Raw genomic sequence first — 23749 nt, 5'->3', positions numbered from 1 at the left:
CAAATTATCGTTTTTTGCCGATAACAACATAATATTCGTTATAATACGAATATTCAATCTTTTTCAACAAATAAAATGTTGAGAAATATTTTTTATGAAGGGTGAAATACATACGATAGAAAAACAAACTCACCTATAAATAACAGTGAACTTTTTTAGTGAAAATAAGAATTAAATATTCTCTATACTATTTAATCTATGGGTTACCATATTACTCACTATTCTCATTATTACAAGCTAATAGTGGTTCGTACATCATTATAGCGTGATTCTCTGTTACATATTGATCTTCTATTAACTGTTTCTGTAGATTATATACTTTACGTTGAATCACATTATGTCGTATATAACCGCCCCAGTATGCAGGTTGAATTGAGTGTTCTTTCTCATACACTTCATATTGATAAAGTTGCGGATAGACTGTTCTCCATTCACCAACTAAATGTTCATCTGTCATATAAAGGTGAAGTTGATACGGTTGGTCCGTTTCATTTTTAATTTGTAAATCCAAATAGTTATAGGAACAAGTCGCCCCACTCCCAAACGGTTGAGTTCGCCTAGAATCAGGAAAGACATCAAAGCTATGACGATATCGTTCGGTTACTGTCAGTGGTGTATGTAAAGTCATCCAATATATTAAATTCGAAAGCTGACAAAGACCTCCTCCAATACCTGTTTGAAAAGATCCGTAGTGTAATACCATACCTTCTACATACCCTTTTTTCTTCGTTGGCTTACCTATTAAACGCCAGTAAGAAAATGTTTCTCCCGGTCTAATGACGATATCATTTAGTTTTTTAACAGCAATTTTCAAATTAACAACCTTATTCTGTTGATACCACATATCTACATCTTTGAGCTTACGAAGTAATATCGTTTGGTGCTGAATTGCTGTACAAGGTAGCTTTTCTTGTTGGAACCTTTTTGCATATGTTTTTCCGTCTGCTAACCACTGAATGTGCCTCTTTGTAGAGTAATACCACTTACCTAGCATAATGCGATACTTAGACCGCTGTTTAGGACGTAAGTGCACTATATTCATTTTATTCCCTCTCTCTTTCTTCAACTAAATTCTAATATATTTCTAATTCAATAAATTACAGTTTTCTTAACTGCATAATAATTTCCGCAAAAAAATAATAAATTTACTCTAGTGGAGATTTTATTTTGATGATTGCTTTATAATTATATAAAACTGAGCTTCAATACAATAAATTGAAATAAACACATTATAAATATAACGGATAACCTTAAATAAAAAATAATGAACATTAAAGAAATTCTAAAGTATTAATATATTTTTCGTAAATATTAATTGATAACCCATTAGACTTTACTATATGTATAACTTCTTATTCTACAAAACGAAATTTTTTAATGTAAGAAAAAACTATACTTTCCCTTTAACATTGATACCAGTCTCATATGGAAAACTTTACAAAACAATTCGAACACTTGCATTTAGAATAAACACAAAAAATTGCCACCAGTTAGCTTAACTGGTTGGCAATTTTTTAACGAGAATGCTTTACAAATAGTTGAATTGCTTCTTCTGGTACATAGCACTTTCCATTACTCTCTACAATAATACTTCTTAATTCATACCCTTTACCATTGATACGAATTATATTTTTGTTACCAAATAATTGTGCTTCTACTTTATTATGTTTTACTACGAGTAACGGGTTTGCTCCTTCGGTTTTGTTGGCTGTTACAGTTGCACCGATCTTCTTAAAGGCTTGTTCACTCTCTAAAAATATTTTATTCGTTACTTCTTCTAAGTTAAAGCCCATCGCTTTCGCCATCGTCTTCGCAATGTCTGTATTTTGGATTAAGCCTTCTGGTTTTTGAGGTCCATAAGAATGTAAGAATACATCCTCACCTGTATGTCCTCCTGTCGTAAAGCCGATATTTGCACGATTAGCCAATAATGTAGTAAGAATTCGTCCTACATCCATTTTCTTTTTTGCCGCTTTTAATTTTTCTTTTTCATCATGAGTTAGATTATCCAAACCGTATAGTTTAGCTACATCTTCTACATTTGATAAATCAGATTTCAGTTTATTTATAGTTCCTTCAAGTGTCATTTTCGCCTTTTTCAATGGATCAATGTATGCAGAAACCGGTGTAGTATTGTATCCTTTTGTCGTATTCCTATTCCCTATAGAGATGCCGCTGTTACCATGATCAGTTAAAGCGATGAGCATCGTATCCCCATCTTTCTTCGCAAATTGTAACGCCTTTGCTACCGCTTCATCAAATGCCAATATATCACTAATCATCCCAATTGGATCATTAGCATGGGCTGCCCAATCAGGCTTACTACCTTCTATGAATAAAAAGAAACCATCTTTATCTTTTGATAATGTTTGAATTGCTTTTTCTGTCATTTGAGAAAGTGTTGGTTGTTCTGGGTTTGTTGCTATACGATCCGTATCAAACGCAAGAGCATGATGTGAGAAAGAGCCCCAAATTTTATTAGATTTGGAGTTCAATAACGCATCTTTCGTTTCAACAAAATCGTATCCTTTGTTTTGAATCACCTTTACTAAATTTTCACCATCTTTTCGGATTCCATTACTTTTCATAGGTAACAGCGCCGCTTTTCCCCCGCCTAATACGACATCTATATTTTGATATACTTGCTGCTTCGCAATTACGTCAAATTGCTTGCGATTGACATGGTGAGCCGAGAATCCCGCCGGAGTAGCATGCTGAATTTCAGATGTAGCAACAATTCCAGTTGCACGGCCAGTACGTTTTGCACCTTCCAATACGTTTGCGACCGGCCGTAACTTGTCCTCTTCTTTTATTGGCTTTAAGCTAGGCGAACTTATAATAGAAGGTAGTACGCCTACATATCCTGAATTCGATTTATTTCCAGTTGCTAATGCTGTTGCTGCTGGCGCTGAGTCTGTAATAGCTGATTCCGCCGAAAACGTACGAACTCCTCCTGTTACAATTTGATCTAACGTAAGCGGTGCCCCTTTATACCAGCGAGCCAATGTTGTCGCCGTTGAACTCGTTCCGTCCATAACCATCATAATTATATTTTTAGGCTGATGTTCTACTTTTTTCACCTTAGCTTTGGCCGCATGATAATTCATCATACTTTCCATACTTAATACGCTTACTATTATAGCTGCCACTAATAGCAACTTTTTCATCTTCACACCATAATTCAACATGATTGTTCCTCCATAAACTTTGCATTCATTTAAATACACACTATTTCCTTTTCCATACCAAAACCTACATATGTTTTATTAGTTCCCAATTCTCATAAAGCTAACAATAGTTACTTTCCCTTTCTTTCCTTTATTAAATATCGGTATGTATCATCTATCTTATAAAAAAGATTTAACATCCTTTTCATTAATTACTTGTTTAACAATAAATCCTCGATCAAAAGAAATAAAAATTTATTGTTAAACAATAAATTTCATGTTAAATTAATAAGATAATAAATAAATGAGGTGCTTTTTATGAAACAAGGATCCACACTCTTTTTAAAGACCGTTGTGATTCTGATCGGAATCCCCGTTCTTGCTATATGCATTTTTTTAGTCCCTAAAATAGGAGCTTTCGCCGCAGAATTATATCCAGATATTTCATATATTAAATATCTTGTATTTATCAATTTATACGCAACAGCAATACCTTATTACTTCGCACTGTACCAAACATTTAAGCTTTTAAACTATATTGATAAAAACAACGCATTCTCAGAGTTATCTGTTCAAGCTTTAAAAAATATTAAGTACAGCGCATTGGCAATTAGTGTATTATATGTATTAGGTATGCCACTTTTCTATCTCGTGGCAGAGAGAGATGATGCCCCTGGCATTATTATTATCGGAATGATTATGATTTTTGCTTCAATGGTAATCGCGGTCTTTGCTGCCGTTCTCCAAAGACTATTAAAAGATGCTATAGATATAAAATCAGAAAATGATTTAACGGTCTGAGGTGAATAATATGGCAATTATTATTAATATTGATGTAATGTTAGCAAAAAGAAAAATGAGTGTAACAGAACTTTCGGAGAAGGTTGGAATTACAATGGCTAACCTTTCTATCTTGAAAAATGGAAAAGCAAAAGCAGTCCGTTTTTCAACTTTAGAAGCAATATGTAAAGCATTAGAATGCCAACCGGGGGATATTTTAGAATATCAACCTGAAGATACCGAGTAAAAAGAGTCCTTCATACGAGAAGGACTCTTTTTATTACACATTACGGTGCAAAACTAATTTGACCAGTAAACAATAGGATAATCGCTATGATCCAAAATATAAAAAATGATGAGGACAGTATTAATGAAAGGATAGCAATCCCCTTCTTCTCTGTTTTTTTTCGTCATTGTGATTATTGAAAGCATGATCCCTACACCTGTCAGGGCAATTGTAATATAATCTCCAACTATATTACCTGCATTCGCTATCCTTGTTGGCGTTATAAAAACGAATAGAAAACACAAAATGCCGATGAGTAAAGATATATAGCTTATTATACTGTACTTCTTTTTAGGAACTATTTCTGTTTTCATACTAATCCCACCCCTTCTATATAGCTATGAGTTTATATTAGCATGAATAACCATAATTTAGTTATGATAAAAAGCAGATAAAACGGACGCTATCACCTTATCTGTCTATTTCTATCTAACAACTAACCTGACTATTTCTTTACTAAAGATATACAATCATTCTTTAATCCACGGCAATTGGTATATAATAGCTCTAAAAAATAAAGACTGTACCTTTAAAATGAAAGATACAGTCTTTATTAATAACTTTTTTTATAAAGAAAACTCTCTATCACTCACTACCTTAAAAAACTCCGAGTAATGTGATAAAGAATAATCCGCTACATCACAATTACCTTGAAACATACATGTTGAAATACCTAATTCTTTTGCAGGTAATAAATCTAATTCTCTATCTCCAATAGCTAAATCAATATTGTATTTTTTATGCAGATGATTATAAGCTAAAGAGTTTGGCTTTCGAGGAAAGCCATCGTCAATTGTAACCATATCTACGAAGTATTTTTCCCAGCCGTAATATTTTAAAATGCCCATAACCCCTTCCCTATGTTTATGGGTCATAATCACATTTTTATTTGCAAATTTCAAAACCTCTTCGACACCTGCAAAAGGTTTCATATCTTTTGGCGTGAATTTCTCCTTCAAAACTTTAATCTTTTCTTCCTGCTCGCATGAAATATTATAATACTGAATTGCATGAGAGTATGATATTTTTAAGTTTTTGTATATTTCTTGTTTTTCTACTGAGTCACCTAATATTTCAGAAAGCATCATTGTATATGCAGGATACGTATCAAATAACGTCCCATCAAAATCCCATAAAATATTCATTCTATTCACCTTCTATTTTCAAATCATTCAATGACTAAATCCGCCCTATCCCTCGGCAATTCCGTTTCTAAGTAATAATCCTCTGCTTTCCAATACCTATTTTCAAATTTTGAAAGGTTTTTCTGTGTCTCCTCACTCTCACGTAGAAACCTTGTCTCTCTTGGACAGTCCAAATAGACCATATAATGAAAGAAATCTCTCCATTCTTTTCGCTGCAGAAAAACTCCTTCAATAACAATTACGCCTACAATAGGAATCTGTACTTTTTCCATTTCACATATATCTGTTTCTTCATGAAAGAAAGGTAATTTCAATTTTGTTTCATGTTGTAGCTTTTGAAAAAATTTCTGCCTTAGCCATTCAATGTCCCATTGTAAATAATAATACTCGTACCATTCTTCATATCCAGTATGATATCGTTTATTACGCTCCACTATGTGATCATCAATATGGAAAATATGAAACGGAATGCCTTCTTGTTTCATATTTTCTTTTAAATTGGCTACGAATGTTGTTTTTCCAGATCGACTTAAACCATCTATCCCTAAAATAAAGCGGTTTTCTTTATGCTTCTTCATAACATTTATAAGCTCATTTGTACTCATTACTTCTTCCACTCTTCTTTTAATAACGAGTATAGAATGGTATCATGAGCGACACCATTTTGAATCATATGTTTTCGAAGTAATCCTTCTTCTTGAAATCCTGCTTTTATTAACAATTTTTGAGAAGCTTTATTTTCTACATATACAACCGCTGCGATTCTTATTAGTTGCAGCATTTCAAATCCATAAGCTAAAATCGCTTGTAATGCTTCCGATGCATATCCTTGTCCCCAATATGTATCATCTAATTCATAACCAATTTCAGCTCGTTTATGATGATTATTAATTAAATGAAATCCGCACGTTCCGATTAATTGGCCCGTCCCTTTTTTCTCGATTCCCCAGCGAAATACACTGCCCTCTTCATAACGATTTTTAAACGTTTGAATCGTGGTTTTCGCTTGCTCAATATTTTCGAAAGAATCCATTCCGAAATAACGTATAACTGATTCTTTCGAAAAATATTGGAACATCGTTTCTGCATCTAATAGTGTAAGTTCTCTTAAGAATAAACGTTCTGTTTCTAGTTTTGGAAATCCCATCTCTCTTTCTCCCTCTATTCTAATGAACTGCAAATTTCAATATAATTTCCATCTGGATCAGCAATGTAGGCAATTGTTTGCCCCCACGGTTTTACAATCGGTTCAACTAAAATCTTGATTCCTTGTTCTCTAAATTGCTCAATCGTTTCTTGTACATTCTCAACAACGAATCCTAATTCGAAATGAGAAAACTTTAATTCACCTTCTGTAAGCGGTAGTCCTGTTAATTCTTTCACATCTTGCCGCGTATTCATCGCTAAAATGGTAGTTCCAGTATTAAATTCAATATATGTACCGTGCTCTGCTTTTATAGGTAACTGTAAAATATCTTTATAGAATTTTAAACATTCCTCAAACTTTTCTACATATAAAATGATGTACTTCATTTTCAAATCCATTTTACATCCCCCCTTGTATCTATCCCTAAAATTTCGACAAAAGTCTCACAAAAACCTTGTTCCTTGTAGTAATGAGCAAAAAAAATGAGGCCGATTTCTCGGCCCCCCAGCTTATTGGCATAAAACAGGAGATTTGGTTTGGACATAACCAGTTCGTACTTTTATTATATTTTATTTTTTCTGAATTTTAAATACATTAAACACCTATTTATATTGAGAAAGTTTTTTGCTTGCATAAAATTAAAGATTTTAAGAAATGATACAAATGGAGGTGTATACATATGGAACCAATGCTATGTCCAAGTTGTAAAACGAACCGTACCCGCTTTAATATTCTTGAGCAACAAGTAAAACCAGTCAAGTTAAATCCACAAACTGGTCAAGTAGAAGAAGAATACACAAATGAAACGATGAATGCTTTTCATATGGCTTATCAAGGACCTACATACCGTGTCCAATGTGCTGTATGCGGACTTGTTGAAAACCCTGAACAATTTATTAAACCTGCGCAAAATCAGTCTTTCTAATAAAAACATGATTATCCCTTGTAGAAATAGATTTTTCTATAAGGGATTTTTTCGTTTAATACGTTAATTAAAAATGTATTTCTTCCTTATTATATGTTAAACTTCGCACTCTTTTGGAAATGTTTACATAAGCGAGGTAAAACAAATAATAAAAAAATAACGCTTCCATCAATATTTCTACTATTAACTTGTCATATAGTCATCTTTTACTTTTGGATCTTCGATTGGGAGAAAATCTCGACTTCCTACGGTTTAGCTATATGGATACTTTCTACTATTTGTGGTCTTTTACTTTATTTCCTTTATAAAAAACAAAAATCTAATAAAGTGATATTCATTGCTAGTTCGTTATTATTAATTACTTCTTCATTTATGATTTTTTTAGGTATTGTTACTGGTATCATCTTTGTAACTGTTAGTTCTATGCCTTAAATATACAATATTTTATTATATAAAAAATCCCCAACAAAACAAGGATATATAGAAATTAAAGAAGATGATTTCCATTCAATATACAACCATCTTCTTTAATAAACCCAATCTTTGTTACAATATTTCATTTTTTAACTTTTTAATCTTCCAATATACATTAATAAATATATATAAATACATACAACCTATAAATCCTATCATGCCTTTAAATATATAAGGAATTCTAGATTCTGATGGTCCAAGAAAACATAAGTAAAGCGCTGGCATTATTGTTACAAACATAATTACAAAAAACTGTAACAACTCAGTAAGTTTTTGTATCCTCGTTTCCTTCTCTGAATATATATCAGGTAACTCATTTTCCTCTTCTACTTCTTTACAAAAGTAATTCCACTTCGCAAAACTCGTTACATGTTTCCAGCCACACATTTCATATATTTGGATATATTCTTTTTTGTTTTTCTGTCGAATCTTTATACTCTAATCTAAAGTCTGCTTTATATACTACATCTTTCGGCTCAGTTTTCTTAAACGTATACATTACGTTATACTTTTGTAACGCCCAGCCTTGTTGATGCATTTTACGTAAATACGCTTCTTCTTTTTCTAAGCTCCATACTGCGAAAGGTTTGAATATCTTCTTTGTCTCCATCTCTCATTCACTCCCCTAATATACTATTTCCATTCCTTACAGATCTCTGCAATCTGTTATACTCGAGCTCTAACACTTCTCTCCCAAACGGCGTTAACTCATAGCACTTCTTTCTGTCTGTAGAGGCAACTTCAACAATTAACTTCTCTTTTAGTAATTTCGTCGTATTTCCATATAAAGTACCAGGGCCGAGCTTTACTTCCCCATTTGTCATCTCTTCTACCATTTGCATAATTCCGTAGCCATGCAACGGCTTCACGAGTGACAATAATATGTAATATGTCGCCTCAGTTAACGGAATATATTTTTGCGCCTTCGCATTCATTATAACTACCTCCGATACATCGATATATGATATATCGACTCACGATACATCGTATATCGATATTGTATAATTATATTCCAAAATATGCAAGAGTAATTTAATAATTAAATATCCATTTCTTTGAATTAAAAAATCATACCAATTTTCTGAATAATTTGTTAAAATATAGAAATATTAGCTCTTTTATAATGAAAGGAATGGTACATATGATAAATAAATTGAAAGAAAACATCGGATCTGTGTTTGTTGGTAAAGAAAATGTTATTGATCTACTGCTCGTTTCACTTCTTGCTGATGGACATGTACTACTCGAAGACGTGCCTGGTACTGGGAAAACGTTACTGGCGAAAACCATTTCAAAAAGTATTGGTGGTAGTTTTTCTCGCGTTCAATTTACCCCTGATGTACTTCCAAGTGATGTAACAGGTATTGAATACTTCAACCCAAAAACAAGCGAATTCGAATTAAGAATTGGACCAGTTATGACAAACATTTTGCTAGCAGATGAAATTAACCGTGCAATGCCGAGAACGCAGTCGAGTTTGTTAGAAGCGATGGAAGAACGACAAGTGACGCTGGAGAAGCAGTCAACTCCTCTTCCGAAACCGTTCTTTGTTATTGCGACGCAAAACCCAATTGAATCACAAGGGACTTTCCCTCTTCCAGATGCACAGCTTGATCGCTTTTTAATGACGATTTCAATCGGTCATCCAACTCCTAAAGATGAGTTACAAATGATGCGACGTTTTCGGAACGATTTACCATTAGAAAGTGTCACATCTGTCATCTCATTAGAAGATATTTTAGAAGCTCAAAAACGAGTAAAAGAAATATTTGTTTCGGAACCGTTAGAACATTACATTATTAAACTTGCTCATGCTACAAGAAATCATGATTATATCGCTAACGGTGTAAGCCCACGTGCCACATTAGCTTTAGTACGTGCTGTTCAAGCTTTAGCCTTTTTACGCGGGAGAGAATATTGCACACCAGAAGATATACAATTGTTAGTTCCTTCTGTTTGGAATCACCGTATCGTCTTATCAATGGAAGGTGCCCTGCGTACGACAAAGAATGATATTATGCAAAGTATTTTAAAAGAAGTTGACGTACCTGTGGAGATTGAACAAGCATGAATGGACAGCGTGTTGTAACTGTGCCTTTATTTTTTCAACTCCATATTATTCAACTAACCGTTCCAATCGCATTACTTTTCACATTCTTTTTCCCGCAACGAATGCTTATGTTTCTCTTTTTCTTCTATTATTTATTTGCGATTTTTATTTATAAATATGTCGCTTTCATAGAGAAGAAGTTTCAAATCATAAATGAGAAACAAACTACACGGATTTTTCCTGAGGAATCTGGACAGTTTTTTATTCATTTAAAAAATGGAGCCAGCATACCAATCGTTAATGGCGTTTGTTACTTTCATTTAAATTCGTCCCTTATACCGCATAAAGAGCAAGGCATTGAACAAATATCAAAAACGTTATTCTCTTTCCCATTTTCACAACCTGCACATTCGGCACAAAAATGGGGGTTAACATTAACCGCCACGAAGCGTGGTGTGTTTCAAATTGAACAATTTGAATGTGTATTAAAAGATCCATTTCATCTATTAACTGTACATTTACCTGTTTTTGATAAATTAAGGACTGAAATTATTGTGTATCCTTCTCCTAAAGAAGTAGCAGGTTTGCAAGAACTTCAGCAACTTTTGAATGGATCTTATCGAACGAATTTTTCTTTTTACAATGATGAAACATCTATTATCGGTGTAAAGCGATATGAGCGTGAGTCTTTCCGCTCTATTCATTGGAAGGCATCTGCTAAAATGCAACAATTACAGGCGAAGCAATATGAACCTGTAAAAAATTATAGTTGGACGATTTGTCTTTCTTTAGCTGCCGATCGTGGATTTGGTTGGAAAGATAATGTAGAAGAACTTATTTCATATGCAACATACATTTTCCAGTATGCAACGAAGCACCACATTCCGTTTGAATTGTTTATTAGTGTATTAGCAGAAGGCGGTGCATTACATGTACCGTTAAATGAAGGACAAACACAATATGCAAAAGCTTTAGAAGAATTAGCCCGTATTTCAGATGATAGTACGTTACTTCCGAAACAAGGATTCCTTCATTATGTAAAGAGAAAAAGAGAACGATCGTCTACAATGATATACATTGGTTTACAAAGAAATGAACTCCCTCTTCTCTCGCAGCCAACGTTTCTCATTACTAGTGAAGGGGTGGTGGAACCAGTTGAAAACTTGGCTATATCACATTCATGATTTCATTCTGCTCCTTCTGCTTTCATTATTAACAGAAAGAGATGAACTAATTAGTATTGCAATATTTTTAACAACAGGCTATATTGGAGTATTTCTTATTCATAAATTTATGCAGAAAAAAACAACAGGATTTGTAATACTTTTAGTTCTTCAAATCGTTCTTTTCTCTTTATTTTTACCTTTTTCTCTATTTGGCACAATCATATTACCACTATTTTTCTTTATCGTACATGTGGTCGGACCTGGATATCCAGTTCAAAAATCTTTAGGTGGTATTGTATGGTTTGTCGTTTCAGCTATATTTTATGCACCCTTTCCACCGTTGTGGAAACTATTAATGTTAGCCTTGCATCTTATGATTACATTTTGGTTAACCGGGGCAAATCGCAAACAACAACTATTACGTTTTTCTTCTATCATTACGATTGGCTTAATGAGTATATTAATTGTTCAAGTATTTCCTTTCATTCGACTTATTTTTGGTTTTATAACGGAAGTAGTCGCATTAGGCGTCGGCTATGCTTTAATGCCATTAATTAAAGCAGCGGAATTAAAAGATACTGAAGATGTTTGGGCAAATAAAGGACATCTCTTAAAACCAAAAATTGAAGACGGAAAAAAAATTCCTGATTTTGATCCAATACTCATAAATAGCACTACAATAATAGTCTGTACAGCTATCGCTATTTACGTCGTTTGGAAAATAGTAAAAAAACGAAAACATTTAAGTTTACCAAATATGCCCGCCTTCGAATCTACTATCATTACTGATAAAGAAGGAATGAGCCAAAATCGTTTTAAACGAAATAAACCGCCACATAACGAAATTCGGAAGGAAATTTTTAAGCTAGAGAGTAAGTTAACCCCTCCTTTAAATAGAAAACGGGGAGAAACTGTTGAGGCTTGGCTAGAAAGAATAAACGATGAAGAAGATGTAAATATTCAAAGTGATATTATTATAGATACTTATAATACGGTGCGTTATTCAAATAGTGCAAACACTGTACTTCTACATGAATTTAAGGAAGAGATTCATAAGCTTTATGCATATCAAAAAAGTTTGAAGAAACGAAAGAAATAACGTAACAAAAAGACTCCTATATTCATAGGAGTCTTTTTGTACTTCTACGTTGCTTTTTAAATGGAAGCATTCTTCCCTGCTTCAATTTCTAATGACTCTTCATGCCACCAAAGTGTTTCTTCAGGGTCTTCTTTAGCGATTTGGTGTGCTTCTTTTTTCGTTTCTACTGTAGGATATGAACCTTTTAGCGCACGCCCTGAAGTTGTAACGAATAGTACACTAAATACAACTAATCCAATAATACTTACACCTGCTAAATAAAATGCCGGTGCGAGCGGGTTACCAGTTGCATGAACTAAGTATGAACATACAAGCGGTGTTGTTCCACCGAATATCGATACAGAAATATTAAATGAGATCGAAAGTGCTCGATAACGTACATCAGTGAAAAAGAGTGATGGTAATAATGAAGGTAATGTTCCTTCATATACACTTAAGAAGAAACCTAGTACGAAAATACCTGCAAATATAGCTGCAATATGTCCGTTACCTATTAGTAAAAATGCTGGAATTGCAAATACAGTTAAACCAAGTAAACCAATTTGCACAACGCGTTTATTACCAATTTTATCACTTAATTTACCGAAATATAGTGCTAGTGGAATCATAAGTGCCATCGTAATAGAAATAATTAATAAGCCTGTTGTTTCTTCGACTTTAAGTACTTGAGTTAGATAAGAAGGAATATACGAAAGAATCATATAATTTGTAATATTAAAGAAGGCGACAATTACTGTGCTTAATAAGAAGTCTTTTTTGTGATATTTAATAATATCCATGAATGAAAATTGTTCATTGTCTTCAGATTCCTCTTGTGCTTTTTCCATCTCTTCAAAGATTGGAGATTCATCTAGATGACGGCGTAAGTATAAACCGACCAAACCAATTGGTGCAGCTATTAAGAACGGAATACGCCATCCCCAGCTGAGCATTTGCTCATCTGTTAACAATAACGTCAAAATGGTAACAATTACCGATGCAGCAATGTAACCTGAGAGTGTTCCAATTTCAAGACCACTACCGAGTATACCACGCTTTTTATCTGGAGAAGATTCTGCGATATAAACCATTGCTCCTGAATATTCGCCGCCTGTAGAGAAGCCTTGAATCATTCGGGCAACTAAAAGTAGTATTGGTGCCCATACACCAATTTGTTCATAGGTTGGTAGTAATGCGATGAATAATGTAGAAAGTGCCATTAAAATAATAGTAGTACTTAACACGATTTTTCGGCCGTACTTATCTCCTATTCTACCAAAGAATACACCTCCGATTGGTCGAACGAGAAAGGCTGCTGCAAATGTACCGAATGTAAGTACAAGTTGCAATCCACTATTATCAACACCAGAGAAGAATAATTGACTTAAAATTACCGCTAAATACGCGTATAATCCGAAGTCAAACCACTCCATTGCGTTCCCTATACCAGTAGCAATTACTGCTTTCCTGGCTTGTTTAGGATTAACAATATTAACGTCTTGAGGTTCAAAATTTAAATCATTATTTTGTTGCATATAATAAAACAGCTCCTTATTTAATTTAACTTCTTTAAGCACACCTTCTCTTATTGAATAAAATTAATTCGAAGCACTTAAGGAAAAGCAACGTCTCCTTATCTGTTATTATTATTTCACATAATTAATTATTTGTCCAATTAAATGCTCTTTTTATATAAAATTAAACCCTGTTTAACTTGTTATAGAATGATGTTCAGCTTATATAACACATACCTTTACACTACAAATGAAACTTTCATTTATTTATATTTATAACGTTTCTATAATTGCTTCCTTTAACCTAGAAATTAGTAACTTTTACTAAAGATTTGCATATATTTAAAAAGTGAACTCATTAGCTCGAATTTTGTCTTATTACATTCAACTATAGTATTATTATAGATTTAAAGGAGGCTATTTTATGTTGGAAATAATACTTTTACTTGCTACTGTTTCTTTTCTCTTCATTATTTCTGGATTTTTCATTACCTTAAAACAATATAAAGAAATAAAAAATATAAAGACTATATTAACTACAAAAAAAGAAAATGAGAAAACTACATCCAAAAACTCAATCCCTATGCAATTAGACCTTAGCGTTCTCAATAATTTACTCGCGTCTGGAATAAATAAAGGTTCCAATTCAAGTAATGAAAATTCTAAGTCTGATAAAACTAAATAGTGGTTACGTATATAATAAAATATATATCTCCTATTTTATCTAACCTTATTAATAACTACCTCTGATTAAAAAGGAGACTACTTATGTGTAAAAATCCGATTTCTATTATTATTCGTATACAGCATAACATAAAAGTTTTACCTGAAATTTTGAAAGCCTGTGAACAACTACAGCCTTTAGAAATTATCCTTACTATTAACGGATGTATCGATGATTCCATTGATATTACACAATCTTACAATTGTAAAATTATCACACTAGAAGTACCGACAGAATCAAATAATTGTTATGTAATTGGTGCAAAAAAAGCAAAGGGTAAGTACCTCTTATTTTTAGATGCAAATTACATTATCCAATCTTCCTTACTTACACAATTTCTTCAACCATTACTAGACGAATCAGCTGACATAGTATTAAACAATTTAGATGACTTTTTTTATCAAAAGCAAAAGCCAACTATAGAAATGATTTGGCAGCAAGTTACGAATCATTTTTTTCATCGTCCAGATTTACATGTTAACTCACTATTATTTCCTCCCTATGCAATAACAAAAGAGATTCTTGATGCAATTACTCCAGAAAGTTTATTAAATCCGATATTAGCACAAATGAAAATTATTAAAAATAAATTTCGCATTAGCAATCATTTCAAAATTTCTATACCGCAAATTCCCTCCTTCCCCTCAAAACAACTCATTCGTTATCACCTAGAAGCAATTGAAAATTGGGTAAATATATTACAAGATTCAAGAGGAAACTATACTGATAATAATCGAAGGCGGGATATTATTTTAGAACTTCAAAACGGCGAACAAAGAGCTATATCCAAAATAATTACAGGTAAAGAGTTTTATTCAAATACTTATGGAAATAAACAATTATCCATCATTATCCCTGTTCAAAATGAAGAAAAAACGATAGAATCTATCATTTTTGAGGTGCAGAAATTAAAACCTTTAGAAATCATCATTATTGTTAATGGATCAACAGATAAAACAGAGGAATTGGCGAAGAATTGCGGTGCAACAGTTATTACTTACAAAGAAGCACTCGGCATTGATACCGGACGTGCCGTTGGTGCATATTTTGCAAAAGGTGATATATTATTATTTATTGATGGTGATTTCTTAATTCCTAGTTCTGATTTATTACCATTTATACCATCTGTTCAAAATGGAACCGATTTAGCTTTAAATAAATTAGAGCACTACTACATGTATCGTGTTCCTTATACTATCGTAACTGCATGTAAGCATGTTGTTAATTTAGCATGTAATCGAAAAGATTTAGGTATGGGCTCCACAACTGCTGTCCCTCATGCTTTTAGTCGAAAATGCATTGATACAATTGGGTTTGATTCTCTTCTTTCACCAACCTTAAGTCAAGTTAAAACAATTTTAGCAGGATTGCATGTACAAAATGTTCATTCTATCGACGTTGACAAGATAAATCGAGTTCGACCAGAAAAACACTTCTCGCAGGAAGGCTACCTTTCATTAGCAACGCAACAAATCATTGGTGATCATATAGAAGCAATTTCTTACCTCATCGAACAAAAAAGAAACACTGCATGCTTTTAATTGTATATTCTTACCACCAAATAATATATGAATTCATTTTAAATATATAGCAAAATAAAAAAGATGGTTGTAACCATCTTTTTTATTTTTACATTAGATCAAAAGAAAAGTAGCAGGCAGGCTTTTCATTTCTGTATCTTTCTTAAGAAGTTTGAAAATAGAGGCTTGTTAATGAAGAGTCAACACTTAAATCATCTTTTAGTGCAATTGAGAAACATGCAACTAATGGTAAAGTAATAACAATGGATCCACTAGGACTAATTACAATAGTAGGACTTGTCCCACATGTGCCTCCACAATCGACTACTGCATCAATTCCACTACCAGGGGTAATTGTAATTTTAAGACACACATCTAAACAAACATTATTCGTAGTACATGCCATAACTCTCCCTCCTTTCTTTTAACAATATATGCAGTTAATTAAATTCGGACACGACTCTCTTACTAAGTCTTATAAATTAGATGTTATTTTATTATTAACTGCATAGAAAATTAACGTTTTATTAAACTATCTAAATCAACTAAAAAACTCAAATCATCCTTTACTGAAATAGAAACACATGCAATAAACGGTATTACATTAAAATTAGATAAACATTCATCATTGCACCTTACGAATATTTCTGCCCCACCATTTGGATTGACTTTAGTTTCTAAAGAAATATGAAAACAACTTTTATTGATGCAAGACAAGATATTCCCTCCTTTCTTATATCTAATATCAATTTATCCAAAAATAAAAATACCGTTACAACTTTATTTACTCTTTACCTTCCATACTTAAAATAAAAAAGATAAAAGCTTCTTCATATATATAAAGAAGCCTTTACCTTTTAGTTACTTGTTCATTTACTATCAGTCAGTGAAACATGCTCTTCACTTGTACCTGAGCTAAAAATAATAAAAATTTTTGATTTTAGTTTCATTGCAATACTAAATATCGTCAAGTTGCATAAATGAAATGTTTAAGTTACTCATTCAATAGACAAATTTACCTTTTAAAATAAATCTTTAAAATCCTTATTCTTCAATAAATATGAAAGTCCTTCTAAATGATCCCCAGTAATTCTCAATACAGCTGGTGGATGTCCTATCGTCGCAAAATGCTCTTGTGGCCGAATACGATTTGGTTTCATTACATCTACAAAATGGACACATTCGACTTTATACCCTTCTAATATTGCCTTTACTTGTGCAACACACGCTGTGTGAAGAGTGTCCCAGCCAATTCCCTCTAAACATTTTCTACTAATAGCATGGGGAACAGCAATTGTAGATCCTACCCCTAAATCTTTACGGTTACAAGCAATATTCAACATATATTTATATAAACTTACAATATATAGAGGAAATCTAAGATTTAAATTTAAATCATTTAAAACCATATCAACACCATCCGCAACAGCTTGTGTTAACGGATGAAGATCTTTTGCTGGAATAGCAAAATCAGCATCAATAAAGAGAAGTATATCTCCTGTCGCTTCTTGTGCACCAATTGCCCGTCCTACATCATGCCCTAATCTTTCTTCATAAACAATTACTGTTGCCCCTGATTGCTTAGCAATTGCTTCTGTTTGATCTGTTGACCCATTAATGACAACAATTATTTCTTTCGGTTCAATTTTTCTTGCCTCAAGAATAACTTCTTTAATCGTTGATTCTTCATTTTGTGCTGGTATAATAATTGATAACTGTTTTCCATTATAAATAGAGGAATTCATTCCCCATCCTTTATGGAAACGTGAATAATTCTTTTGTTTTTTTAACTGCTCTATAATTTCTCTTTTTCTTCCTCCATCTGTATAATTACCTCTATCATCTTTTCGTTGTAACCAACTCTCCAAAGCTTTTATATTTTCTTTAATCTCATATACTTCTAATTTAGTTAATCCATTTTTATAGAAAGAGGTTTTGTTTGCAGGCATATTATTCAAGGAGGTGTTAGTGATGGCTGACGAGGATTGTAGTCGCCACCCTTTCTCAATAAGAGTTACTTGGGACAGAATAGGGTTCTGCAAGATATCATATCCAATGTCTTCAATTGCTTTTTTAGTAATAGCATATGGCATAGATAACATCGAATCATATTTTAAATCCATACGCCCCAATACATCGTTTACTATTTTTCTATACACCATAGCAATGCTTGGCCATTCTACTCTCATCTTTTCAAAACAAACCGAGTCTATATTATTTAAAATTACATCCTGTTCCTTTTTTAGTAGCGGTTCTATAAATCGTTCTAATTCTACCGAAAAAATAACATCTTCTCCATTTAAAAATAAGACTACATCACCATTGGCGACTTTTGCCCCATGAACTGGTGCTTTCCATTTACTTTTCTCCTCAATCACAACAACGTTACTTTCAACAAATGTTGGTATAGATTGTATCGCACTCATTCTATCATCAGCTACAATAATAATTTCTAGTGGTTTTATATGCTGCACTTTATTTAAAATTTGATTCAATTTTGATTTTTCTTCTCCTAAAACTATAACAACTGATAGGTCCACTTCTTTTTGTTCTTCTTTTACAGTCTGATTAGGTTTTACTTTTTTTATATATTCAATTGTTTCACTCTTCCCTACAGCTGCATGCCCTGCTTTTTTATCAAAATATAAGTCAATTATAATTTGATTTACTTCCGTGTCTTTATCAAGTTGCTCTAATTCGGAAATAAATGGTAGCAAATGATTTTGCACATCAAATTCACACGCGAAATTTTGCAAAAAATAAATATTCGGTACATATTTAATGTGATTAAAAAATTTCACAACATTAATTCTTTCACCAAATTTCTCTTCAACTTCTTCTCTTGATAAATTTGGATAAGACAAATCGAAAACTAGATTTATTGGTACAGGTATCCATTTTAATAAATTTGTTTGAGGATTATTAATGAAAGCTGTGGAGCCCTTAACGAATCCAGCTAAAATTAAAGACATAAATCCTCCCCCAGAACTGCCATAAAACAACACATTTTTCGAATCAACTTTTAACTTTACAAATACTATTTCTAAAATATTTGCTATATCTTGTAAATAAAATCTATTTAACTCTCCCTGTCCCCAACCTAAAGATAATTTTCCAAGATATAACGTAGGGTCATTATAATATATAACAGTATCTTCAAATTCATCCATCCAAGAATGTCGATGAAAAATAGGTGGACCAATTGGCTGTTCTTGAAACCCACCTGCTCCGGATCCAAAAACAATAGTGTTAGAAGCATCGGGCTTAATACGAATTAAAAATTCATACGTTACTTTATCCCAATCAACCTTGAGTATAAATGGTTCTGTAATTTGAAAATCCATTTGCCATAATTGTTCATATGAAATGTTAATTATTTTATACTGGTCTAACAGTTTAATCACCCTTTCCATCCATTTCAAGTTGTTCTATCAAGTAAGAGAGAGCTTCAACGTGATCACCAATGATTCTTAATACTGCCGGAGGATGCCCATTGTGACTTACATTCTCCATTAAACGAATTCTATTCGGTTTTACAACATCAACGTAATGTACACATTCTACTCTATACCCTTGTAATATTGCTTTTACTTGTGCAAGACTAGGGCATAGTAAGCTTTCCCAGCCTATTGCATCTAAACATGATCTACTCATAGCATGTGGAATTGCTACTAATGAGCCATTGCTTAATTCTGGACGATTATATGCTAAATTAAGCATATATTTTACGACGTCTACAACATAAAACGGAGGGTGTAACATCGGATTCAAATCATTTAATGCTATGTCTACACCAGCTGAAACTGCTTTTGTAAAATGATGCAAATTACTTCCTGAAACACTAAAATCACCATCAATAAATAAAAGAATATCTCCTGTAGCTTCAAGCGCTCCAATAGCACGTCCAACATTATGACCAAGTCGTTCGTTATATTCAATAATAGTAACACCAAGTCTTTTAGCAATATTAGCCGTTTGATCTGTCGAACCATTTACAACGACGATGATTTCTAGTGGTTCTATTTTTCTCGCCTCAAGTATTACTTGTTCTATAGTCTCTTCTTCATTTTGTACTGGTATAATGACAGAAAGTTGCTTCCCATCATAAATTGAAGAATGCATTCCCCACCCTTGATGATAGGAAGGGTATCGCTTACATTCACCTAGTTTTTGAACAATATCTCTTCTTTTTCCTGCATCAGTAAACCCTACTCTTCTTCCTTTTTTCTCTATCCATTTAGCTATACCGCGTAAATATCTTTCTACTTTCTCTTTTTCATTTTTGGATAACTCTTTTTTTATTAAATATCCTCCTTCCTCTATAGTCTCATCTATAGATAACGTATTGATTGCATATTGATCGTTAATCCGCCACCCTTGATTCACAATCTTCATATGAGATAGAACGATATCTTCCATATAATTAAAGCCGATATTTTCCACTACTTCCTTCGTAAGCGCATATGGTAACGAAAGTATTGAATTGCTTTTTAAATCTGGTCGACTTAAAATTTCATTTAACATTTTTCTCCATACAATATCCATATTTGGACATTTACCTATTTCTATCAATTTATCTATTTTATTTAAAACTACATCGGCTTGATTTGTAACAATTGGCTCAATAAATCTCTGCATTTCATTTGTGGATAATAAAAAATTACTATCTACAAATAACAATACATCTCCTTTTGCTGCCTTTACAGAAGCTTCATACCCATCATAATACGTACTATATTTATCCATCAAAACAATATGGCATTTATGTTTCTTTGCTATTTCATACAAATTACTTCTATCGTTAGGAACTAAAATTATAATTTCAAGAGGATTTAGCTTCCATATAGATTGAATTGACTCTTCTAATATTTGCTCTCTTTCACTGTACAAAATAATAACCGTTAACGATTTCATTACACGCCCCCTTTACACATCATGTGACATAAAATATTAAGTATTACCATTTCCTATGAATTTGCTACTTTATTAACATATTCAAAAGTGAATTATACTGTGTGAAAACAAACGTCTATTTTTAAAAATATAATTCTGCACTTACCTCCTTTCTCTTATCATTGTTTGTTACAACTCTCACCATAAAAAACAAAAAAAGTCCTAATTTCTTTAGGACTTTTTTAAATAAATTTATCAATATTATTAATTTTATATACTACCTTTTTCCATGTTATACCGCGATCTTTTGTAGTAAATATTTCTTTTTTATTACACGCCCAACCTTTACGCCGATTAAAAAAATGCAAACAAAATACATTTTTTAACAATGGATTACTTGATACTTTAATCCATTTTGCTCCTTTTTTTATTATTTGATACACACTTCCATTTTCACTATTTATAACCCAGCCATAATAGGAACTAAAAAACGAAACAGCCACTTTACTAGTATTTATTGTTTTATTTGAAATATGCCACGAATTCCCCTTATCAAATGAGTAATTCATTAAAAATACATCATCATTCTTTTTAGTTGGTATTACTAATAAGTTATTTTTATAGATTGCTTTATAAGCCATAGCAGTCCCATTATTAATTCCTTCAAGACTTGGAATATCTTTTATAGGATGCCAACTTTCCCCACCATTTATTGTTTTAAATACCGTTGATGTTTCATAATGTTTTTGTAATGAAATAAACCCAATTAGATCGTTTATAAATGTTATCCCTGAAATACTATCACTAATACTTATATTTTTTATTACTTTCCAAACTTTCCCTTTCGTTTTCAAATAGTATAAATTATGTTCAAATTTATTTGATGCAAGCTTTCTAGATAATACAATCCATATACTATCCATATTCGTAGCATGCAATTGCACTTGAACATCAGTCGATTTCTCCCAATCTTCTTCAACCGGTAAAATAAACTCACTCCACCTTTCTCCTCTATTAACTGTATAAAATATAGCTGGCAATAAATCGGCGTTCTTTTTTGTTAAACCATATGCCCAAGAGCTTCGAGCGTTTATTGGATACCCAAATAATACAATTGAATTAAGAGGATTGACAACATCCCATTCTACTCCTCTATTTTGAGTATATAAGATAGCCTGCTTTTTATTTGTATATTGAATACTAGCCCAACCATATTTATCCGTTCTCATTTGTAAAGAAGTAAATTGAATATCATTATTTTCCAATATATCACCTCATTCTTATTATTTATATATTCGTATGCTATTATTTTCAAAACGTTCTATCATTAGTTATTTAAACCACCCGCTTTATCTACTATCTTTATACTTACTTTCCCTTTTCTTCACCACTCAAATATAACGAAATTCCTTCTATTTTTCCGTTATCATATACAAACGACTGTATTTTACAAAATTCAACTATAAAAAATGCACCCCAATTGTAAACTATCCCCAACAATTAGAGTGCACTTTATATAAAATATAGCTTTAATTTTTAAGCACTTACTACAGCAGCAACTTTATCTAAACAAATAATAAACTGATTCATAAATGCGTCAATTTCCTCTTTCGTAATAATATACGGCGGAAGTAATCGAATAATATTCCCTTGTGTTACATCGACTAACATTCCTTTATTCATTAGCTCAACCTGTAATTTCTTCACATTTTCATTCGTATCATTCAGACTAATTCCAAACATCATGCCAGCATGACGCACTTCCTGTATATAATAAGAATTTTCTTTCTGAATGTCTTGCAGTTTGTCATTCAAATATAGTGACGTTTCATAAGCTTCTTGCATTAACCCATCATCAAGTAATGTATTTAATACCGTTAAACCTAAAGCTGTTCCCATTGATGAATGAGCAAACGTTGTCCCGTGATCTCCTGGTGAAAATACATCACATAACTTTTCACCTACAATAATTCCTCCTAGCGGTATCCCGCCTCCTGCTCCTTTACCAATTTGAATAATGTCCGGTGTGATATTAAAATTTTGATAAGCAAATAGTTTTCCCGTTCGACCCATACCACTTTGAACTTCATCAACGACAAGAAGTATATTATATTTTTCACATAAATTTTGAACACCATGCAAATATTTACTTGATAAAGGATAAATTCCCCCACTTCCTAAAACAGGCTCTAGCATAATCGCAATTGGTTTTTCTTTAATAATGGTCTCCTCTAATTGGTCTATATTCTCACGCTCTACTTCGTATACAGGAATAGATGTTTTAGGGAAATTTTGATATACCTTTTCTTGTCTCGTAAAATGTAGTGCCCCTAACGTCCTCCCGTGAAAACTATCTTTTAACACAACTACTCCGTCACGCTCCTCATTCGCAATAGATCTATATTTATCAATTAATTTTAATGTCGTTTCTGTTGCTTCCGTACCAGAGTTTGTAAAAAAGACTTTTCCGCTTTTTAAAGTACACTCTACTAATTTCTTTGCATACTCAATTGCAACTGGGTTTAAGAAATGAAACGGTAAATGCAACGATTTCACAACTTGCTCCATTGTCGTTTGTACAATTTTAGGATGATTGTATCCTAGTACATTTACTCCTACGCCAGAAAATAAATCTAAATACTCTTTACCATCTACATCATATAGTTTACATCCTTCTCCTCTTTCCATTGCAACCTCTGTCCGACAATATGTAGACATCATATATTCTTTATCTAATTGAAACCAATCCGACATGTTAAATTCCTCCTAGTTATTTTTCCTTTTTTAACGTTTATTCTCTATATAATCGTTTATAAATTAAGTTTTAAGATTGAAATTTTAATAGTGGTTTTCTTCCACATTTTTTATTAAAACGTGTGC

General features: G+C 32.5%; 23 protein-coding genes and 2 pseudogenes. 9 read left to right on the top strand and 16 right to left on the bottom strand.

Annotated elements, in window-relative coordinates; all coding sequences use genetic code 11:
* Window positions 1-211 precede the first annotated feature (211 nt).
* Complete coding sequence (locus ACTFRM_RS10715; protein ID WP_016124755.1) at window positions 212-1042, bottom strand: VanW family protein; 831 nt, start codon at window positions 1040-1042, stop codon at window positions 212-214.
* 472 nt (window positions 1043-1514) lie between these two features.
* Window positions 1515-3188 (bottom strand): alkaline phosphatase, encoded by a 1674-nt coding sequence (locus tag ACTFRM_RS10710; RefSeq protein WP_033695879.1) that lies wholly within the window; start codon window positions 3186-3188, stop codon window positions 1515-1517.
* Window positions 3189-3485: 297 nt separating this feature from the next.
* On the opposite strand from ACTFRM_RS10710, the gene ACTFRM_RS10705 reads away from it, so the two are divergent.
* Both ACTFRM_RS10705 and ACTFRM_RS10700 read left to right on the top strand, forming a co-directional pair.
* Window positions 3486-3968, top strand: a complete 483-nt coding sequence (locus ACTFRM_RS10705; RefSeq protein ID WP_440043291.1) for a DUF2975 domain-containing protein — start codon at window positions 3486-3488, stop codon at window positions 3966-3968.
* Window positions 3969-3978: 10 nt separating this feature from the next.
* Window positions 3979-4194, top strand: a complete 216-nt coding sequence (locus ACTFRM_RS10700) for a helix-turn-helix domain-containing protein (RefSeq protein ID WP_000974619.1) — start codon at window positions 3979-3981, stop codon at window positions 4192-4194.
* Between the two features lie 40 nt (window positions 4195-4234).
* Here ACTFRM_RS10700 and ACTFRM_RS10695 read toward each other — a convergent pair.
* The 5 genes and pseudogenes from ACTFRM_RS10695 to ACTFRM_RS10675 form a co-directional block, all read right to left on the bottom strand.
* Window positions 4235-4547, bottom strand: a pseudogene (locus ACTFRM_RS10695) (hypothetical protein).
* 252 nt (window positions 4548-4799) lie between these two features.
* Complete coding sequence (locus ACTFRM_RS10690; protein WP_001024236.1) at window positions 4800-5378, bottom strand: HAD-IA family hydrolase; 579 nt, start codon at window positions 5376-5378, stop codon at window positions 4800-4802.
* A 23-nt stretch (window positions 5379-5401) separates the two neighbouring features.
* Entirely contained in the window at window positions 5402-5983 is a 582-nt protein-coding gene (locus tag ACTFRM_RS10685; protein ID WP_000106107.1) for a kinase, read from the bottom strand.
* A complete protein-coding gene (locus ACTFRM_RS10680) occupies window positions 5983-6525 on the bottom strand; it encodes a GNAT family N-acetyltransferase (RefSeq protein WP_033695878.1) in 543 nt (180 codons plus the stop codon). The genes ACTFRM_RS10685 and ACTFRM_RS10680 overlap by 1 nt, the downstream gene beginning before the upstream one ends.
* A 14-nt stretch (window positions 6526-6539) precedes the next feature.
* On the bottom strand, window positions 6540-6923 hold the full coding sequence (locus ACTFRM_RS10675; RefSeq protein WP_006924562.1) for a VOC family protein: 384 nt from the start codon (window positions 6921-6923) through the stop codon (window positions 6540-6542).
* Between the two features lie 281 nt (window positions 6924-7204).
* Here ACTFRM_RS10675 and ACTFRM_RS10670 point away from each other — a divergent pair, with 281 nt between their 5' ends.
* Together ACTFRM_RS10670 and ACTFRM_RS10665 are read left to right on the top strand one after the other, a co-directional pair.
* Window positions 7205-7450, top strand: a complete 246-nt coding sequence (locus ACTFRM_RS10670) for a hypothetical protein (RefSeq protein ID WP_000433609.1) — start codon at window positions 7205-7207, stop codon at window positions 7448-7450.
* A gap of 93 nt (window positions 7451-7543) precedes the next feature.
* Window positions 7544-7882, top strand: a complete 339-nt coding sequence (locus tag ACTFRM_RS10665; protein WP_088322607.1) for a hypothetical protein — start codon at window positions 7544-7546, stop codon at window positions 7880-7882.
* A 114-nt stretch (window positions 7883-7996) separates the two neighbouring features.
* Here the strand turns inward: ACTFRM_RS10665 and ACTFRM_RS10660 are convergent.
* Both ACTFRM_RS10660 and ACTFRM_RS10655 read right to left on the bottom strand, forming a co-directional pair.
* Window positions 7997-8534: pseudogene (locus ACTFRM_RS10660) on the bottom strand (DUF2812 domain-containing protein).
* 7 nt (window positions 8535-8541) lie between these two features.
* The gene (locus tag ACTFRM_RS10655; protein WP_000991882.1) at window positions 8542-8859 is read right to left on the bottom strand and encodes a PadR family transcriptional regulator; all 318 of its coding nucleotides are present in this window, start codon (window positions 8857-8859) and stop codon (window positions 8542-8544) included.
* Window positions 8860-9065: 206 nt separating this feature from the next.
* On the opposite strand from ACTFRM_RS10655, the gene ACTFRM_RS10650 reads away from it, so the two are divergent.
* From ACTFRM_RS10650 to ACTFRM_RS10640, 3 genes are read left to right on the top strand one after another with little or no spacing between them, the layout of a single operon-like run.
* Complete coding sequence (locus ACTFRM_RS10650; protein WP_000608784.1) at window positions 9066-9995, top strand: AAA family ATPase; 930 nt, start codon at window positions 9066-9068, stop codon at window positions 9993-9995.
* Window positions 9992-11158, top strand: a complete 1167-nt coding sequence (locus tag ACTFRM_RS10645; RefSeq protein ID WP_033695876.1) for a DUF58 domain-containing protein — start codon at window positions 9992-9994, stop codon at window positions 11156-11158. Before ACTFRM_RS10650 ends, ACTFRM_RS10645 begins: the two co-directional genes overlap by 4 nt.
* A complete protein-coding gene (locus ACTFRM_RS10640) occupies window positions 11130-12239 on the top strand; it encodes a DUF4018 domain-containing protein (RefSeq protein WP_000860490.1) in 1110 nt (369 codons plus the stop codon). The genes ACTFRM_RS10645 and ACTFRM_RS10640 overlap by 29 nt, the downstream gene beginning before the upstream one ends.
* A gap of 56 nt (window positions 12240-12295) precedes the next feature.
* Here ACTFRM_RS10640 and ACTFRM_RS10635 read toward each other — a convergent pair whose 3' ends face one another.
* Window positions 12296-13753 carry an MFS transporter gene (locus ACTFRM_RS10635; protein ID WP_001186926.1) on the bottom strand — a complete coding sequence of 486 codons (1458 nt, stop codon included), beginning with the start codon at window positions 13751-13753 and terminating at the stop codon, window positions 12296-12298.
* A gap of 403 nt (window positions 13754-14156) precedes the next feature.
* Here ACTFRM_RS10635 and ACTFRM_RS10630 point away from each other — a divergent pair, with 403 nt between their 5' ends.
* Window positions 14157-14417, top strand: a complete 261-nt coding sequence (locus ACTFRM_RS10630; protein WP_000889743.1) for a hypothetical protein — start codon at window positions 14157-14159, stop codon at window positions 14415-14417.
* An 83-nt stretch (window positions 14418-14500) separates the two neighbouring features.
* On the top strand, window positions 14501-15997 hold the full coding sequence (locus ACTFRM_RS10625; protein WP_440043290.1) for a glycosyltransferase: 1497 nt from the start codon (window positions 14501-14503) through the stop codon (window positions 15995-15997).
* 142 nt (window positions 15998-16139) lie between these two features.
* Here ACTFRM_RS10625 and ACTFRM_RS10620 read toward each other — a convergent pair whose 3' ends face one another.
* The 6 genes from ACTFRM_RS10620 to ACTFRM_RS10595 all read right to left on the bottom strand — a co-directional run bounded on the left by ACTFRM_RS10620 (window position 16140) and on the right by ACTFRM_RS10595 (window position 23623).
* Entirely contained in the window at window positions 16140-16382 is a 243-nt protein-coding gene (locus ACTFRM_RS10620; protein WP_000752474.1) for a hypothetical protein, read from the bottom strand.
* Between the two features lie 110 nt (window positions 16383-16492).
* Window positions 16493-16693, bottom strand: a complete 201-nt coding sequence (locus ACTFRM_RS10615) for a hypothetical protein (protein ID WP_001277646.1) — start codon at window positions 16691-16693, stop codon at window positions 16493-16495.
* A 305-nt stretch (window positions 16694-16998) separates the two neighbouring features.
* Window positions 16999-19320 carry a glycosyltransferase gene (locus ACTFRM_RS10610; protein WP_002041379.1) on the bottom strand — a complete coding sequence of 774 codons (2322 nt, stop codon included), beginning with the start codon at window positions 19318-19320 and terminating at the stop codon, window positions 16999-17001.
* Window positions 19321-19372: 52 nt separating this feature from the next.
* Entirely contained in the window at window positions 19373-20890 is a 1518-nt protein-coding gene (locus ACTFRM_RS10605; RefSeq protein WP_440043289.1) for a glycosyltransferase, read from the bottom strand.
* A 221-nt stretch (window positions 20891-21111) separates the two neighbouring features.
* Window positions 21112-22134, bottom strand: a complete 1023-nt coding sequence (locus ACTFRM_RS10600; protein ID WP_440043288.1) for a hypothetical protein — start codon at window positions 22132-22134, stop codon at window positions 21112-21114.
* 271 nt (window positions 22135-22405) lie between these two features.
* Window positions 22406-23623, bottom strand: coding sequence for an aspartate aminotransferase family protein (locus ACTFRM_RS10595; protein WP_033695871.1), 1218 nt, complete (start codon window positions 23621-23623; stop codon window positions 22406-22408).
* Window positions 23624-23749 lie beyond the last annotated feature (126 nt).

Origin of the sequence: Bacillus cereus group sp. MYBK227-1 (assembly GCF_051916325.1) — a bacterium.
Classification (GTDB): Bacteria; Bacillota; Bacilli; order Bacillales; family Bacillaceae_G; genus Bacillus_A; species Bacillus_A cereus.
Note: the sequence above shows the minus strand (reverse complement) of the source record. Positions and strands in the feature narration are given on the sequence as shown.

What these genes read in the sequence shown, in the direction of transcription:
- ACTFRM_RS10700 (WP_000974619.1), top strand. Translation starts at nt 3,979, where the DNA reads ATGGCAATTATTATTAATATTGATGTAATGTTAGCAAAAAGAAAAATG.
- ACTFRM_RS10595 (WP_033695871.1), bottom strand. Translation starts at nt 23,623, where the DNA reads ATGTCGGATTGGTTTCAATTAGATAAAGAATATATGATGTCTACATAT.
- ACTFRM_RS10670 (WP_000433609.1), top strand. Translation starts at nt 7,205, where the DNA reads ATGGAACCAATGCTATGTCCAAGTTGTAAAACGAACCGTACCCGCTTT.
- ACTFRM_RS10610 (WP_002041379.1), bottom strand. Translation starts at nt 19,320, where the DNA reads ATGGATTTTCAAATTACAGAACCATTTATACTCAAGGTTGATTGGGAT.
- ACTFRM_RS10680 (WP_033695878.1), bottom strand. Translation starts at nt 6,525, where the DNA reads ATGGGATTTCCAAAACTAGAAACAGAACGTTTATTCTTAAGAGAACTT.
- ACTFRM_RS10710 (WP_033695879.1), bottom strand. Translation starts at nt 3,188, where the DNA reads ATGTTGAATTATGGTGTGAAGATGAAAAAGTTGCTATTAGTGGCAGCT.
- ACTFRM_RS10630 (WP_000889743.1), top strand. Translation starts at nt 14,157, where the DNA reads ATGTTGGAAATAATACTTTTACTTGCTACTGTTTCTTTTCTCTTCATT.
- ACTFRM_RS10655 (WP_000991882.1), bottom strand. Translation starts at nt 8,859, where the DNA reads ATGAATGCGAAGGCGCAAAAATATATTCCGTTAACTGAGGCGACATAT.
- ACTFRM_RS10715 (WP_016124755.1), bottom strand. Translation starts at nt 1,042, where the DNA reads ATGAATATAGTGCACTTACGTCCTAAACAGCGGTCTAAGTATCGCATT.
- ACTFRM_RS10635 (WP_001186926.1), bottom strand. Translation starts at nt 13,753, where the DNA reads ATGCAACAAAATAATGATTTAAATTTTGAACCTCAAGACGTTAATATT.
- ACTFRM_RS10650 (WP_000608784.1), top strand. Translation starts at nt 9,066, where the DNA reads ATGATAAATAAATTGAAAGAAAACATCGGATCTGTGTTTGTTGGTAAA.
- ACTFRM_RS10605 (WP_440043289.1), bottom strand. Translation starts at nt 20,890, where the DNA reads ATGAAATCGTTAACGGTTATTATTTTGTACAGTGAAAGAGAGCAAATA.
- ACTFRM_RS10690 (WP_001024236.1), bottom strand. Translation starts at nt 5,378, where the DNA reads ATGAATATTTTATGGGATTTTGATGGGACGTTATTTGATACGTATCCT.
- ACTFRM_RS10625 (WP_440043290.1), top strand. Translation starts at nt 14,501, where the DNA reads ATGTGTAAAAATCCGATTTCTATTATTATTCGTATACAGCATAACATA.
- ACTFRM_RS10675 (WP_006924562.1), bottom strand. Translation starts at nt 6,923, where the DNA reads ATGGATTTGAAAATGAAGTACATCATTTTATATGTAGAAAAGTTTGAG.
- ACTFRM_RS10665 (WP_088322607.1), top strand. Translation starts at nt 7,544, where the DNA reads ATGTTAAACTTCGCACTCTTTTGGAAATGTTTACATAAGCGAGGTAAA.
- ACTFRM_RS10620 (WP_000752474.1), bottom strand. Translation starts at nt 16,382, where the DNA reads ATGGCATGTACTACGAATAATGTTTGTTTAGATGTGTGTCTTAAAATT.
- ACTFRM_RS10645 (WP_033695876.1), top strand. Translation starts at nt 9,992, where the DNA reads ATGAATGGACAGCGTGTTGTAACTGTGCCTTTATTTTTTCAACTCCAT.
- ACTFRM_RS10685 (WP_000106107.1), bottom strand. Translation starts at nt 5,983, where the DNA reads ATGAGTACAAATGAGCTTATAAATGTTATGAAGAAGCATAAAGAAAAC.
- ACTFRM_RS10705 (WP_440043291.1), top strand. Translation starts at nt 3,486, where the DNA reads ATGAAACAAGGATCCACACTCTTTTTAAAGACCGTTGTGATTCTGATC.